Origin of the sequence: Streptomyces sp. AM6-12, assembly GCF_044327085.1 — a bacterium.
Lineage (GTDB): Bacteria > Actinomycetota > Actinomycetes > Streptomycetales > Streptomycetaceae > Streptomyces.
Genome location: NZ_JBIQWN010000001.1, coordinates 5,456,566 through 5,470,443 on the forward strand (window position 1 = coordinate 5,456,566; position 13,878 = coordinate 5,470,443).

Consider the following 13,878-nt stretch of genomic DNA (forward strand, 5'->3'; position numbering starts at 1 on the left):
AGATGTCGCAATCCACACCAGGCCAGAAGGCCCTCACCCATTTCAAGATCGCTCAGCCGTGAGCCCCGTCACCGTCCACAACCTCCCGAGACAGAACAGCTAGGGCGCGCCGCACGGAAGCGTGTCTCACGGAACCCCGGATGACGGTTCGGCGGGGGTTCAGGCGATAGTGGAGTACGTGACTGCTGTTCCTCACCCCCGTTCCGAAGCCGCCGCGCCCGCCCGGACCGGCCGCCGCAGCCTCGCCATGGCCCTCCTGTTCGGCGCGCTCGGCGCGGCCGTGGCGCTGCTCGCCAGCCGGCAGCGCTGGGCGGAGGGCACCGCGTCGGTGGCCGGCGGCGCGTTCCCGCTCACCGCGAAGGGCAGCGAGGTCACGGGAGTGCCCGCGGCCCTCGCCATAGTGGGCCTCGCCGCGCTCGTCGCCGTCTTCGCCGTCCGCCGGGCCGGCCGCTTCCTCGTCGCCGCTCTGCTCGCGCTGTCCGGCGCGGGCATCATGGCCGCCGCCCTGTTCTCCGCCTCCGACAGCAGCGCGCTGGACGAGAAGGCCGCCCAGGCCAGCGGCGACACCACCGCCACGGTCGCGGCGCTGAGCCACACCGGCTGGCCCTACGTGGCGGCCGTCGGCGGCCTGCTGATCCTGCTCGCGGGCCTGCTCGCGCTCCGCTTCGGCAGCGGCTGGCCCGCCATGTCCGGACGCTACGAGCGCGGCACCGACCGCCCGCGCAAGGCGGCCAGGCCGGTCGACCCGGAGCGGCCCGAGGAGATCTGGAAGGCCCTGGACCGGGGCGAGGACCCCACCGGCGCCTGACCCGGCGCGGATGTGGCGAACCAGACGCCCACCCCCGCGTCCGGCGCGCATACGCGTACGGGACAATGGACGGCGAGCGTCCGGCTCGGACAGTGACGGGCGGGCTCGGCGCCGTACGACACGTACGTCGCTCTCCTGGGACACGTACACAGCAACGAGGAGCACAGACATGGCGGGCAGCAGCCACGGCCACGGTCACACCCCGGCCGCCTGGACCGGTGTCATCATTTCCTTCATCGGCTTCCTGGTCACCGGCGCCTTCATGGTGATGGCCAACACCATCGGCTTCTGGGTCGGCATGGCGCTCATCATCGGTGGCGCCCTCGTCGGCGGCATCATGAAGGCCATGGGTCTCGGCGCCAGCGCCAAGCCGCTCAAGATGGTCGGCGGTGCCCCCGTCGCCGCGCGCGAGCCGGTCGCGGTGGAGAGCTGAGCCGCCGAGCACGGCACCTCTTCTTCGAGGGCGGCCCGGAGTCCCTGACGGACCCGGACCGCCCTTTCGCCTCCCAGGGGCACGGGACGGCGTCCCAGGAGCACGGGACACGGCTCTCCCGCGCGCCCGGCCGCCGCGTCGGCGAGAATGCCTGACGTGACCGCCGCCAACCGACCGGCCCCGCCCGCCGCGCCCCCCGCCCCCGCCCGGACCGACCCCCACCCGGCCACAACAGGCGCCCCGAGCACCCCGCTCCGCCTCTGGCCCGGCCTTCCAGCCCACCCCTGGCCCGGCCACGCCGCCGCCCCGCCCGCCCCCCTGCGGCGGCGCCTCGCCACCCCCGCCGGTGTGCTCGCGGCGGTCGCCGGTGCCTTCGCCTACGTCGGGATCGTCGACCCGAACCATCCGGGCCACTACCCGGTCTGCCCCCTCTACCGGTTCACCGGCCTGTACTGCCCCGGCTGCGGCGGACTGCGCAGCGCGCACGCGTTCGTGCACGGGGACCTGGTGGCGGCGCTGCACGACAACGCGCCCGCCGTGGCCGGCTACTTCCTCTTCGCGGTGCTGTGGGTGGTCTGGGTCGTACGGGCGTGGCGCGGCCGGCCCGCACGGCTCGCCCTCGGCAATGCCCAGCTGTGGGTCCTCGGCGGCCTGCTGCTGGTGTTCACCGTGGTCCGCAACCTGCCCTTCGGCGCCTGGCTGCACCCCTGACCTGCGGCGCCCGTGTCCAAGGAGTGAAACCGGCGTCCACCGGATGCGAGGCCCCGGCCCTGCTCCGGATACCATCGAGTGACCACGGGTTTCCACCACCTGAAGGAACCCGAAGGAACGAACCGTCTGAAAGGGGGCCGCTCGCGTGAGTGTGCTCGACGAGATCATCGACGGAGTCCGTGCCGACCTCGCGGAGCGGCAGGCACGCGTCAGCCTCGACGAGCTCAAGGAGCGCGCGGCCAAAGCACCCGCCGCCAAGGACGGGGTGGCCGCGCTCAAGGGCGACGGCGTCAAGGTGATCTGCGAGGTCAAGCGGTCCAGCCCCTCCAAGGGCGCGCTGGCCGCGATCGCCGACCCGGCCGGACTCGCCGCGGACTACGAGGCGGGCGGCGCCGCCGTCATCTCCGTCCTCACCGAGCAGCGCCGCTTCGGCGGCTCCCTCGCCGACCTGGAGGCCGTCCGCGCCCGCGTGGACATCCCGGTGCTGCGCAAGGACTTCATCGTCACCTCGTACCAGCTGTGGGAGGCCCGCGCGTACGGCGCCGACCTCGCCCTGCTGATCGTGGCCGCCCTGGAGCAGCCGGCCCTGGAGTCCCTGATCGAGCGCGCCGTCTCCATCGGCCTCACCCCGCTGGTCGAGGTGCACGACGAGGACGAGGCCGAGCGCGCCGTGGCCGCGGGCGCCCGGATCATCGGTGTCAACGCGCGCAACCTCAAGACCCTGGAGGTCGACCGCGGCACCTTCGAGCGGGTCGCCCCGGAGATCCCCGAGGGCATCGTCAAGGTCGCCGAGTCCGGCGTGCGCGGGCCGCACGACCTGATCGCCTACGCCAACGCCGGCGCCGACGCCGTCCTGGTGGGCGAGTCCCTGGTCACCGGCCGCGACCCGCGGACCGCCGTCTCCGACATGGTCGCCGCCGGCGAGCACCCGGCGCTGCGGCACGGCCGCGACTGATCCCCCACTAGGCTGCCCCCGATGACTGCGACGACCACCGTGGACCGCTATGCGCGCCTCGCCCGCGGCTGCCGCCCCCGCGGCTGCCGCGCCCCCGCGCGCCGCGTCCACGGCCGCCGGGTCCGCTACGTCATCGGCGACGAACCGGGGCAAGTGAACGGCATGCGATGGCCCCGCGCCCCCAAGGGGCGCGGGGAACTGCGCGACCGGCCACCGACGGTCGGCAGCTGACAGTCGATCCGCCGCCCCACGGCGAACAGTGTCTTTTCACACGCACTCACCGTGAGGTACCGGCATGCCCAGCAACTACTTCTTTCCCGACCCGGAGGGTCAGGTGCCCAGCTCCGAGGGCTACTTCGGAGCGTTCGGCGGCAAGTTCATCCCGGAGGCCCTCGTCGCCGCCGTGGACGAGGTCGCCGTCGAGTACGACAAGGCCAAGCAGGACCCCGAGTTCGCCCGTGAACTCGACGACCTGATGGTCAACTACACCGGCCGCCCCTCGGCCCTCACCGAGGTGCCCCGGTTCGCCGGACACGCCGGTGGCGCACGGGTGTTCCTCAAGCGTGAGGACCTGAACCACACCGGCTCGCACAAGATCAACAACGTGCTCGGCCAGTCGCTGCTCACCAAGCGCATGGGCAAGACCCGCGTCATCGCCGAGACCGGCGCGGGCCAGCACGGCGTCGCCACCGCCACCGCCTGCGCGCTGTTCGGCCTCGACTGCACCATCTACATGGGCGAGATCGACACCGAGCGCCAGGCCCTGAACGTGGCCCGGATGCGCATGCTCGGCGCCGAGGTGGTCGCCGTGAAGTCCGGCAGCCGCACCCTCAAGGACGCCATCAACGAGGCGTTCCGGGACTGGGTCGCCAACGTCGACCGCACCCACTACCTGTTCGGCACCGTCGCGGGCCCCCACCCCTTCCCGGCCATGGTCCGCGACTTCCACCGGGTCATCGGCGTCGAGGCCCGCCGCCAGATCCTGGAGCGCGCCGGACGCCTGCCCGACGCGGCCGTCGCCTGCGTCGGCGGCGGCTCCAACGCCATCGGCCTCTTCCACGCCTTCGTGCCCGACGCCGGCGTCCGCCTCATCGGCTGCGAGCCGGCCGGCCACGGCCTCGGCACCGGCGAGCACGCGGCGACCCTGACCGCGGGCGAGCCCGGCATCCTGCACGGCTCCCGCTCCTACGTCCTCCAGGACGAGGAGGGCCAGATCACCGAGCCGTACTCGATCTCGGCCGGGCTGGACTACCCCGGCATCGGGCCCGAGCACGCCTACCTCAAGGACTCGGGCCGCGGCGAGTACCGCGCGGTCACCGACGACGCCGCCATGCAGGCCCTGCGCCTGCTCTCGCGCACCGAGGGCATCATCCCGGCCATCGAGAGCGCCCACGCCCTCGCGGGCGCCCTGGACGTCGGCAGGGAACTGGGCGCCGACGGGCTGATCGTCGTCAACCTCTCCGGTCGCGGCGACAAGGACATGGACACCGCGGCCCGCTACTTCGGGCTGTACGACACCGACGCCGAGGTGGCCGCGGACGCCGCCGCCACCGCCGAGATCGAGGGGGACGCCAAGTGAGCGGGAACATCCAGCTGTTGACGGACACCCTCGCCGCCGCCAGGGCCGAGGGCCGGGCCGCGCTGATCGCCTACCTGCCGGCCGGGTTCCCGACCGTGGACGGTGGCATCGAGGCGATCAAGAACGTGTTCGACGGCGGCGCCGACGTGGTCGAGGTGGGTCTGCCGCACAGCGACCCGGTGCTGGACGGCCCGGTCATCCAGACCGCCGACGACATCGCCCTGCGCGGCGGCGTCAAGATCGCGGACGTGATGCGCACGGTGCGCGAGGCGCACGCGGCCACCGGCAAGCCCGTGCTCGTGATGACGTACTGGAACCCCATCGACCGCTACGGCGTCGAGCGGTTCACCGCCGAGCTGGCCGAGGCGGGCGGCGCGGGCTGCATCCTGCCCGACCTGCCGGTGCAGGAGTCGGCGCTGTGGCGGGAGCACGCCGACAAGCACGGCCTCGCCACCGTCTTCGTGGTGGCGCCGAGCAGCAAGGACGCGCGGCTCGCCGAGATCACCGCGGCGGGCAGCGGCTTCGTCTACGCCGCCTCGCTCATGGGCGTCACCGGCACCCGTGAGTCCGTCGGCGCACAGGCCCAGGACCTGGTGCAGCGCACCCGCGTCAGCCGCCCCGAGCTGCCCGTCTGCGTCGGCCTCGGCGTCTCCAACGCGGTCCAGGCCGCGGAGGTCGCCACCTTCGCCGACGGTGTGATCGTCGGTTCGGCCTTCGTCAAGCGGATGCTGGACGCCCCGGACCACGCGTCCGGCCTGGCGGCGGTGCGCGAGCTGGCCGGGGACCTGGCGAAGGGCGTGCGCGGCCAGGCGTGACCACGGGGCGCCGCCGGTCGTGACCGAGGGGTGCCACCGGTCGTCCCGGCGCGGTCCGCCGTCATGTATCGGGCATTCCGGTCACTCGAACGGGTGGACCTCGGGCCGGGGAGGCGCGCTGCGCCTCCCCGGTTCGTTCTGGGGGTGTGAGCGAGAAGAACCGTGACGGAAAGCGGACCGCCCGGCAGCGGCTGGCGGTCGAGCGCGAGAAGCAGAAGTCCGCGGAGAAGCGGCGGCGGGCGCTGATCGTGGGCGCCAGCGTCGCCTGCGTGCTGGCCCTCGCGGCGGTGATCGGCGTGATCGCCGCGAACGCGGGCAAGAACAAGGCGAGCGGCAGCGCGGGCCCGGTCGTGGCGCCCTCCGGGGCGCAGGGCAAGGACAGCCTCGCGATCCCGGTCGGCAAGGACGGCGCGAAGTCGACGCTCACGATCTGGGAGGACTTCCGCTGCCCCGCCTGCCAGGCATTCGAGACGGCGTACCGGCCGACGCTCCATGAGCTGGTCGACGCGGGCAAGCTCCGCATCGAGTACCACCTGGTCCGGCTGATCGACGGCAATCTCGGCGGCACCGGCTCGCTGCGCGCGGCCAACGCGGCGGCCTGCGCCCAGGACGCCGGGAAGTTCCGCGACTACCACGACACGCTCTACTCGAACCAGCCCAAGGAGACCGACGACGCCTTCGCCGACGACGCCAAGCTGACCACGCTGGCGGGCAAGGTCGGCGGCCTGGACACCCCGGCGTTCCGCAAGTGCGTGGACGCGGGGACGCACGACAGCTGGGTGAACCGCTCGCAGAAGGCGTTCCAGAGCGGCAACTTCAGCGGCACGCCCACGGTGCTGCTCGGCGGCAAGAACATCTACCAGGACCAGACGATGTCCCCGGCCAAGCTGAAGCAGCTGGTGGAGTCGGCGGACCGGGGATAGGGGGGCGCGGGCAGGCGAATCTCATGTCCCTGTTATGGACCCGTAGCCAGGCGGCTTGGTGCCGCCGGGGCCCGGCACGGTAGCGTCGGACTTGCCATGGAACTTGCCTACATTCCCAGCCCGTCCCGCGGGGTGCTGTACCTCGGCCCCATTCCGCTGCGCGGCTACGCCTTCTGCATCATCATCGGCGTCTTCATCGCCGTCTGGCTCGGCAACCGGCGCTGGGTCGCCCGTGGCGGCCAGTCCGGCACGGTCGCCGACATCGCGGTGTGGGCCGTCCCGTTCGGCCTGGTCGGCGGCCGGCTCTACCACGTGATCACGGACTACGAGCTGTACTTCAGCCCCGGCCGTGACTGGGTGGACGCGTTCAAGGTGTGGCAGGGCGGCCTGGGCATCTGGGGCGCGATCGCGCTCGGGGCGCTGGGCGCGTGGATCGGGGCGCGGCGCCGGGGCATCCCGATGCCCGCGTACGCCGACGCGGTGGCGCCCGGTATCGCCCTCGCGCAGGCCATGGGGCGCTGGGGCAACTGGTTCAACCAGGAGTTGTACGGCAGGGAGACCCACCTGCCCTGGGCGCTGCACATCACGTCCTCCGAGGGCGGCCGGGTGCCGGGCTACTACCACCCGACCTTCCTCTACGAGTCCCTGTGGTGCATCGGCGTCGCCTTCCTGGTGATGTGGGCCGACCGCCGCTTCACGCTGGGCCATGGCCGGGCGTTCGCTCTGTATGTCGCGGCGTACTGCGTGGGCCGCGGCTGGATCGAGTACATGCGGGTGGACGACGCACACCACATCCTCGGCCTCCGCCTCAATGACTGGACGGCGCTGATCGTCTTCCTGCTGGCGGTCACCTACATGATCCTCTCGGCCCGCCTGCGTCCGGGCCGCGAGGAGACCGTGGAGCCGCTCGCTTCCGACGGCCCGGCGGAGGACTCGGAGCCGCGTGCCTCCGGCGGTTCGGCCGAGGGTACGCAGCCGCTCGCCTCCGGCGGTTCGGCGGAGGGAGCAAAGCCGGACACCGAGGCCGAGAGGCCCGCTGGGGAGCCGGCGGACGAGCCGAAGGCGGCCGCCGAGGAAGCCGAGTCGGCGACGAAGAAGACCTGACGAACGGTTCGTACGATGCCGAGGGGCGCCCGGAGATCTCCGGGCGCCCCCCGCGCGTGTGGCCGGCAGGCCCCCGGGGTCACAGGGCGCCCTCCGTGCGCAGGGCGGCGATATCGGCCGGGGCGAGGCCCAGCTCGGTGAGGACCGCGTCGGTGTCCGCGCCGTGCGGCCGGCCCGTCCAGCGGATCGCGCCGGGCGTGGCGGACAGCCGGAACAGCACGTTCTGGAGGCGCAGCGGACCCAGCTCCGGGTCCGGCACGGTCGTCACCGTGTTCAGCGCCTGGTACTGGGGGTCCTCGAACACGTCCCGCACATCCTGCACCGGCGCCACCGCCGCCTCCGCCTTCTCGAACGCCGCGAGGACCTCCGTACGGGTGCGGGCGGCGACCCAGGAGCCGACCGCCGCGTCCAGCACCTCCGCGTGCGCGGCCCGCTGCGTGCCCGTCGCGAACCAGGGCTCCTCGATCAGGTCCGGCCGCCCCACCAGCCGCATCACCCGCTCCGCCACCGACTGCGCGGACGTGGAGACGGCCACCCAGGTGCCGTCGGCGGTGCGGTACGTGTTGCGCGGGGCGTTGTTCGCGGACCGGTTGCCGGTGCGTTCCTGGACGTAGCCGAGCTGGTCGTACCAGGTGAGGTGCGGGCCGAGCACCGACAGGATCGGCTCGATGATCGCCATGTCCACGACCTGCCCGGTGCCGGTGCGGTCCCGCGCGGCCAGCGCCGTGAGCACGGCGTAGGCGGTGATGAGGCCCGCGATGGAGTCGGCGAGCCCGAAGGGCGGCAGCGTCGGCGGCCCGTCCGGCTCCCCGGTGAGCGCGGCGAAACCGCTCAGCGCCTCGGCGAGGGTGCCGAATCCGGGCCGGTGGGCGTACGGCCCGAACTGCCCGAACGCGGTGACCCGCGCGAGCACGAGGCGCGGGTTGGCCGCGGACAGCTCCGCCCAGCCCAGGTCCCACTTCTCCAGCGTGCCGGGGCGGAAGTTCTCGATCACGACGTCGGCGGTGGCAGCGAGCCGCAGCAGGATCGCGCGACCGCCCGGCCGGGACAGGTCCAGGGTGATCGCCCGCTTGTTGCGGCCGAGCACCTTCCACCACAGGCCGACCCCGTCCTTCGCCGGACCGTGTCCCCGGCAGGGGTCGGGGCGCCCCGGATGCTCGACCTTGATCACCTCGGCGCCGAAGTCGCCGAGCAGCGTCGCGGCCATGGGCCCGGCGAAGAGGGTCGCCAGGTCCAGCACCCGCAGCCCCCCCAGCGCCGCGGCAGGCGCCTGCGCACCCCCGCGCGCTCGACCACTCGTCCCCGCGCCGGGCCCTCCGCCCGTGCCCCCGCGCGCTCGACCACTCGTCCCCGCGCCGGGCCCTCCGCCCGTGCCCCCGCGCGCCCCTCCGCCCGTGTCCCCGCTCATGCGGTGAACCGGGTGTCGATCTCCGGGCGGTACGGCATGGACGCGGACGCCCCGGCCCGCTCCACCGAGAGGGACGCCGCGGCGGCCGCCCAGGACAGGGCCTCCCGTACGGGTTTCTCCTCGGCGAGGGCCACCGCGAGCGCCCCGGTGAAGGTGTCGCCCGCGCCCGTGCTGTCCACGGCCTCGACCCGCGGTGCGGGCACCACCAGCGGCTCGGGGGCGTCCCGCGAGGCGTACAGACAGCCGGTCGCGCCCAGGGTGACCACCGCGCGCGGCACCAGGTCCAGCAGCGCGGTGGCGGCCTCGCGCGGGTCGGTGCGGCCGGTGAGGGTGATCGCCTCGTACTCGTTGGGCACCAACAGGTCGGTGGCGGCGAGGAGTTCGGGCGGCAGCGGCTGGACGGGGGAGGGGGTGAGGATCGTCCGCACCCCGTGCCGGTGGGCGGCCGCCGCGCCCGCGACCACCGCGGCCAGCGGGATCTCCAGCTGGAGCAGCAGGGTGTCGGCGGTGGCGATCAGCCCCTCGTCGCCCGGCGAGAGGTGGTCGACGGTGCCGTTGGCGCCCGGAATGACGACGATGGAGTTGCCGCCCTCGTCGTCCACCACGATGTGCGCGGTGCCGGAGGGACCCTCGACCGTGCGCAGGAAGTCGGTGTCCACGCCGGAGTGTTCGAGGGTCTCCCGCAGCCGGGCCCCGGCCGCGTCGTTGCCCACCGCGCCGATCATCGAGACGGTGGCACCGGCCCGCGCGGCGGCGATCGCCTGGCCCGCGCCCTTGCCGCCGGGGATCGTGCGGAACTCCCGGCCGGTCACGGTCTCGCCGCGCCGCGGGGCCCTGGCGACGAAGGTGACGAGGTCCATGTTGGTGCTGCCGAGGACGGCGATATGGGTCATGGGCGGTTCGCCTCCAGGTGGGTGAGGTGGGCGAGGGTGTCGAAGCCGGTGCCGTCGAAGTCGGCGACGGCGGTGGCGAGCCGGTTCTTCAGCGGGGCCCGCCAGTGCTCGGGGAGCGCGGCGGGGGAGCCCGCGAGGAGCCCGGCGACGCTGCCCGCGCTCGCGCCGGCCGAGCCGGTGACCAGGCCGCCCGCCACCGCCCGCCGGACCGAGCCGGTGAAGTCGCCGTCCGAGTGGGTGAGCGCGGCGGCCAGCAGGGCGGTGTTGGGCAGGGCGTGCATCCAGTGGTGGGCGGGGAAGTGGCGGGCGTGGAGTTCGTCCACCACGGTGTCGAAGTCCGCCCGTGACGCGGCCAGTTGAACCGCGTGGTCGACGGCGTGGGCCAGCCGGGAGCGGTGCGGGACGACCGAGCGGCCCACCCGCAGGCAGGTGTGCACGTCATGGTCGCCGGTGGCGGCCGCGGCGAGGGTGGCGGCGGTGAACATGGCCGCGTAGACGCCGTTGGCCGTGTGGGTCAACACCGCGTCGCGGTACGCCTGGTCGGCCGCGGCGGCGGGATCGCCCGGATTGGTCCAGCCGTGGACGTCGGCGCGGACCAGGGCGCCGGTCCACTCCCGGAAGGGGTTGCGGTACCGGGCGGTGTGCGGGGGTTCCACGCCGGTGAGGAGGTTGCGGTAGGCGAGGCGTTCGGCGCTGGAGGTCCGGCCGGGCGGCAGCTCCTCCAGCCACAGCCGGGCGACGTCCGTGGTGCTGAAGCCCTTCCCGTGCCGCTGGAGCAGCAGCAGGCCGAGCAGCGGGTGGTCGAGGTCGCCGGCCGCGGGCATGCCGTCGATGTTCTCGGCGAGCGAGGTGGCGGCGGGGCGGCGGTCCCACGGGTACACGTCGAGCAGTTCCGCGGGCACGCCCCGTGCGGTGAAGTAGCCGGAGAGCGGCCAGTTCCCGGCCGCCCGGCCGAGGGCGCGTACCGCCTCCAGGGGGAGCTTCCCGACCGGCCTGCCCAGCAGACAGCCGATGGCCCGGCCCAGCCAGGACGCCTCGTACGCGAGCGGTCCCGGCGTGCCGGAGAGCTGCGCGGTGGGCCAGTCGGGGCAGGCGGCCCGGATCGCGGACAGCTCGGTCGGCTCGTCGTCGGCCAACCGGCTGGGCAGGTCGGCGAGTTCGTCCAGCAGATCCTCGGCGAGCAGTCGCAGATAGCGGGAGACGCGGTGCGCGGAGGCGCCCGCGCGCTCCGGTGCGTCCGGGCCGCCCGCCGCGCGCCAGCGCTCCTCGATCCGGGACGGCTCACGGCCGTCGAGCCGGGCCTGGCGCAGCTCGTGGCCGAGCAGGTCCTCGGGCTGTACCCAGGTCAGGCGGAGCACGGCGCGCCTCCCCGGTCGGAAGGGAACGCGTCGCTCATGTCCGGCGCGCCGCCCAGCGCGGTGAAGGCCAGCTCACGGGCGTGGTGCCGGGCGCGGTCGAGGGCGAAGACCTCGCGGGCTACCTGGGCGACGGTGCGGGCCGGCTGCCACAGGTCCAGGCGGCTCGCCTCCGCGACCGTCTTCGCCCACTCCTGCGGCACCGGCGAGCCGAGCGCGCCCGCGAGGGCACCGGCCATGGCGGCGATCGAGCCGCAGCCCCGCCCGTAGTTGACCGAACCGAGCACCGCGTGCCGGTAGTCGCCGCCCGAGACCACCAACATGCCCAGCGCGATGGGCAGTTCCTCGATGGAGTGCAGTCGCGAGGGGCGGTCGGCGCCGAGCGAGGGGGACCGGTGGTCCGGGCCGGACGAGTCGTACGGCTCGACCGCCGCCCGCAGCGGACCGAGCGCCGATACGAAGTCGTCGTATCCGTAGGCCACTTCGCAGACCTTCTCGATCGCCTCGCGGGTGCCGTCCTTGGCCAGGGTGAGGCAGGCGGTCACCACCGAGTCCGGCGTCGCGTCCGGTGCGGTGGCGGCGGCGACGGCCGCGGCGAGGACACCGGCCGCCTCCCGGCCGTACGACGACTGGTGGGCAGCGGCGATGTCCAGCGCCTCGGCGTACGCGGCGCGCGGGTCGGCCGCGTTGACCAGGCCGACGGGGGCCAAGTACATCGCCGCACCGCGGTCGGCGAGGGTGCCGACGCCCGCCTCCCGCGGGTCCGCGTGGCCGTGGGCGAGCCGGGCCACCAGCCACTTCTCGGCGAGGGAGTGGCGGTGCGGCGGCAGTGCCGCCCCCTCCGGCCCGGGGATCCAGTTGGGGTTGGCCATCAGGTCGGGCACCAGGTGCTCGGCGAGCGCGTAGGCGTCGAGGTGGTCACGGACGCGGTCGTAGACCCGGACCAGGGCGTGGGTCAGCAGGGTGCCGTCGCCAACGTGGCCGTCGCCCCTGTGGTACGGCGCGGGCGGGCGGGCGGTGTGCCGGGCGTCGCCGTGCCAGGGGCCGACGATGCCGTGCACGGGGCCGCCGTGGCGCTCGGTGATCTGGTCGGGGGAGTAGCCCTCGACCGGCCCGCCGAGGGCGTCGCCGACGGCCGCGCCGACGAGGGCGCCGGAGATCCGTTCGTCCAGATCGGGCTGTCCGGTGCCTTTGGGTTGCTTGGGCGTCATGCCCGAATCATCCTCCCGGCCGGGCCGGTTGCCCGGCTTCCAGGAGTCCGGCGAGTTCCGCCGAGTGGGTGTCGGCCAGGCCGGACGGAGCGTGGCCGGGCAGCACCCGACAGGCGTCCCCGCCGGGTCTGTGGGATCAGGGCGGCGCCGTAGCCGTGGACGTGCTCCGGGATCTGGGGTTCGAGGGGGCGAGGGCGAAGGCGGGCGCGCCGTCCGCGCCGGTGAGGGTGGGGGAGACGGTCGTCGCCCTGGCGCGGGGCCGCGCCCCCGTCGCCGTCCTGGGGTGCAGCGGACGCTGAACTCCGCCGGCGCGGCCGCGCCTCCGGGGTCGCCGGGGTGGGCGCGGCGAGGGCTCAGGCGACGGCGGACGGGCGAGGTCGATGGCGGACGGGCGAGGGTGATGGCGGCGCGCATACCACGGTCACGGCCGAGGTCGCCGAGGGTGTCGTCGGCGCCGGCCTCGGGGTAATGGCCGGCCCGGGCAGCGCGCTCCCGTCTGCGCCATCGGCGAAGCTGCTCAGCCGGCCCCACGGAAGCGAAGGAAGCGTAAAGCCGCAGGTTAGCCGAGCCTTTCCTTGCTGGCGACCCGATCGGGAACGACGTAGATTTCGTGGTGTCGAAAAGTAGAACTCGTCCAAAGTTAGCTTTGGCTAAGCTAAATCGGGGAAGAAGATCATGGCCCTCATCGAAACCGAGGCCGCGCTGCACGAGGCGCACCGCGACAACCACACGCACCGCGATGTCAACGGCGGCTGGCTGCGCCCCGCCGTCTTCGGCGCGATGGACGGCCTGGTCTCCAACCTCGCCCTGATGACCGGCGTGGCCGGTGGCTCCGTCGGCCACCAGACCATCGTCATCACCGGCCTCGCGGGCCTCGCCGCCGGCGCATTCTCCATGGCCGCCGGCGAGTACACCTCCGTCGCCTCCCAGCGCGACCTGGTCGAGGCCGAGCTGGACGTGGAGCGCCGCGAACTGCGCCGGCACCCCCAGGACGAGGAGGACGAGCTGGCGGCGCTGTACGTGGCGCGGGGCGTGGCCCCCGACCTGGCCCGCGAAGTGGCCCGGCAGCTGTCCAAGGACCCCGAGCAGGCCCTGGAGATACACGCCCGCGAGGAGCTGGGCATCGATCCGGGCGACCTGCCCTCCCCGCTGGTCGCGGCCGTCTCCTCCTTCGGCTCCTTCGCCCTCGGCGCACTGCTGCCCCTGCTGCCGTACCTGCTCGGCGCGACCGACCTGTGGCCCGCCCTGCTGCTCGCGCTCATCGGGCTCTTCGGCTGTGGCGCCGTGGTGGCCAAGGTGACCGCGCGCAGCTGGTGGTTCAGCGGTCTGCGGCAGCTCGCGCTGGGTGGCGCGGCCGCCGGTGTGACGTACGCCCTGGGGACCCTGTTCGGAACGGCCGTAGGATAAGGCGCGACCCGTACTTATACGGGATGACGAATAAGTAGCCGTTACCCGTTGGTTTCGGATGCATGACCGCGGGGCATGAGCCGTAAGCGCCGTGGGCAATGACGCCTGCCGCACCCCCTGCGGGGCGGGCCGACGAAGACCCCCCTGCTCCCCCCGGACCGATGGACACCGATCCGACCGATGGTGTCGCAGCGGTCCACCCACACGCGTTCGCCGCCACCGCGGCGGCCGGCCCGCCCCGTGCGGCACCCCGGTCGCCGCGCCATGCGGCACCGG

The 13,878-nt window shown here is 73.9% G+C and carries 14 protein-coding genes; 10 read left to right on the top strand and 4 right to left on the bottom strand.

The annotated features are described in order from the left end of the window. The first annotated feature begins 169 nt into the window (after positions 1-169). The 9 genes from ACE4Q9_RS24815 to lgt all read left to right on the top strand — a co-directional run bounded on the left by ACE4Q9_RS24815 (position 170) and on the right by lgt (position 7,328). Positions 170-808 (top strand): TIGR02234 family membrane protein, encoded by a 639-nt coding sequence (locus tag ACE4Q9_RS24815; RefSeq protein WP_397986442.1) that lies wholly within the window; start codon positions 170-172, stop codon positions 806-808. A 169-nt stretch (positions 809-977) separates the two neighbouring features. Then, positions 978-1,241 carry an HGxxPAAW family protein gene (locus ACE4Q9_RS24820; protein ID WP_397986443.1) on the top strand — a complete coding sequence of 88 codons (264 nt, stop codon included), beginning with the start codon at positions 978-980 and terminating at the stop codon, positions 1,239-1,241. A gap of 318 nt (positions 1,242-1,559) precedes the next feature. Continuing rightward, complete coding sequence (locus ACE4Q9_RS24825) at positions 1,560-1,952, top strand: DUF2752 domain-containing protein (RefSeq protein WP_397987318.1); 393 nt, start codon at positions 1,560-1,562, stop codon at positions 1,950-1,952. Positions 1,953-2,097: 145 nt separating this feature from the next. After that, the gene (gene trpC, locus ACE4Q9_RS24830) at positions 2,098-2,907 is read left to right on the top strand and encodes an indole-3-glycerol phosphate synthase TrpC (RefSeq protein ID WP_397986444.1); all 810 of its coding nucleotides are present in this window, start codon (positions 2,098-2,100) and stop codon (positions 2,905-2,907) included. 21 nt (positions 2,908-2,928) lie between these two features. Further along, on the top strand, positions 2,929-3,138 hold the full coding sequence (trpM, locus tag ACE4Q9_RS24835; protein WP_397986445.1) for a tryptophan biosynthesis modulator TrpM: 210 nt from the start codon (positions 2,929-2,931) through the stop codon (positions 3,136-3,138). 64 nt (positions 3,139-3,202) lie between these two features. After that, positions 3,203-4,486, top strand: a complete 1,284-nt coding sequence (trpB, locus tag ACE4Q9_RS24840; RefSeq protein WP_397986446.1) for a tryptophan synthase subunit beta — start codon at positions 3,203-3,205, stop codon at positions 4,484-4,486. Continuing rightward, a complete protein-coding gene (trpA, locus tag ACE4Q9_RS24845) occupies positions 4,483-5,301 on the top strand; it encodes a tryptophan synthase subunit alpha (RefSeq protein WP_397986447.1) in 819 nt (272 codons plus the stop codon). Before trpB ends, trpA begins: the two co-directional genes overlap by 4 nt. A 146-nt stretch (positions 5,302-5,447) precedes the next feature. Further along, positions 5,448-6,224 carry a DsbA family protein gene (locus tag ACE4Q9_RS24850; protein WP_397986448.1) on the top strand — a complete coding sequence of 259 codons (777 nt, stop codon included), beginning with the start codon at positions 5,448-5,450 and terminating at the stop codon, positions 6,222-6,224. A 96-nt stretch (positions 6,225-6,320) separates the two neighbouring features. Further along, positions 6,321-7,328, top strand: coding sequence for a prolipoprotein diacylglyceryl transferase (gene lgt, locus ACE4Q9_RS24855; RefSeq protein WP_397986449.1), 1,008 nt, complete (start codon positions 6,321-6,323; stop codon positions 7,326-7,328). 79 nt (positions 7,329-7,407) lie between these two features. On the opposite strand, the gene ACE4Q9_RS24860 is transcribed toward lgt, so the two are convergent. Genes ACE4Q9_RS24860 through ACE4Q9_RS24875 form a run of 4 tightly spaced genes read right to left on the bottom strand, consistent with a single transcriptional unit; the run spans position 7,408 to position 12,195 of the window. Next, a complete protein-coding gene (locus ACE4Q9_RS24860) occupies positions 7,408-8,736 on the bottom strand; it encodes a CaiB/BaiF CoA transferase family protein (protein WP_397986450.1) in 1,329 nt (442 codons plus the stop codon). Continuing rightward, positions 8,733-9,629 carry a ribokinase gene (rbsK, locus tag ACE4Q9_RS24865; RefSeq protein ID WP_397986451.1) on the bottom strand — a complete coding sequence of 299 codons (897 nt, stop codon included), beginning with the start codon at positions 9,627-9,629 and terminating at the stop codon, positions 8,733-8,735. The genes ACE4Q9_RS24860 and rbsK overlap by 4 nt, the downstream gene beginning before the upstream one ends. Further along, positions 9,626-10,987 carry an ADP-ribosylglycohydrolase family protein gene (locus ACE4Q9_RS24870; RefSeq protein WP_397986452.1) on the bottom strand — a complete coding sequence of 454 codons (1,362 nt, stop codon included), beginning with the start codon at positions 10,985-10,987 and terminating at the stop codon, positions 9,626-9,628. Before ACE4Q9_RS24870 ends, rbsK begins: the two co-directional genes overlap by 4 nt. Beyond that, positions 10,975-12,195 carry an ADP-ribosylglycohydrolase family protein gene (locus tag ACE4Q9_RS24875; RefSeq protein WP_397986453.1) on the bottom strand — a complete coding sequence of 407 codons (1,221 nt, stop codon included), beginning with the start codon at positions 12,193-12,195 and terminating at the stop codon, positions 10,975-10,977. Before ACE4Q9_RS24875 ends, ACE4Q9_RS24870 begins: the two co-directional genes overlap by 13 nt. Positions 12,196-12,870: 675 nt before the next feature. On the opposite strand from ACE4Q9_RS24875, the gene ACE4Q9_RS24880 reads away from it, so the two are divergent. Beyond that, complete coding sequence (locus ACE4Q9_RS24880; protein ID WP_397986454.1) at positions 12,871-13,602, top strand: VIT1/CCC1 transporter family protein; 732 nt, start codon at positions 12,871-12,873, stop codon at positions 13,600-13,602. The last annotated feature ends 276 nt before the right edge of the window (positions 13,603-13,878 follow it).

Excerpts from the sequence above, each read along its gene's own strand:
- rbsK (WP_397986451.1), bottom strand. The coding sequence starts at position 9,629 with ATGACCCATATCGCCGTCCTCGGCAGCACCAACATGGACCTCGTCACC.
- ACE4Q9_RS24820 (WP_397986443.1), top strand. The coding sequence starts at position 978 with ATGGCGGGCAGCAGCCACGGCCACGGTCACACCCCGGCCGCCTGGACC.
- ACE4Q9_RS24880 (WP_397986454.1), top strand. The coding sequence starts at position 12,871 with ATGGCCCTCATCGAAACCGAGGCCGCGCTGCACGAGGCGCACCGCGAC.
- ACE4Q9_RS24875 (WP_397986453.1), bottom strand. The coding sequence starts at position 12,195 with ATGACGCCCAAGCAACCCAAAGGCACCGGACAGCCCGATCTGGACGAA.
- lgt (WP_397986449.1), top strand. The coding sequence starts at position 6,321 with ATGGAACTTGCCTACATTCCCAGCCCGTCCCGCGGGGTGCTGTACCTC.
- ACE4Q9_RS24860 (WP_397986450.1), bottom strand. The coding sequence starts at position 8,736 with ATGAGCGGGGACACGGGCGGAGGGGCGCGCGGGGGCACGGGCGGAGGG.
- trpM (WP_397986445.1), top strand. The coding sequence starts at position 2,929 with ATGACTGCGACGACCACCGTGGACCGCTATGCGCGCCTCGCCCGCGGC.
- trpB (WP_397986446.1), top strand. The coding sequence starts at position 3,203 with ATGCCCAGCAACTACTTCTTTCCCGACCCGGAGGGTCAGGTGCCCAGC.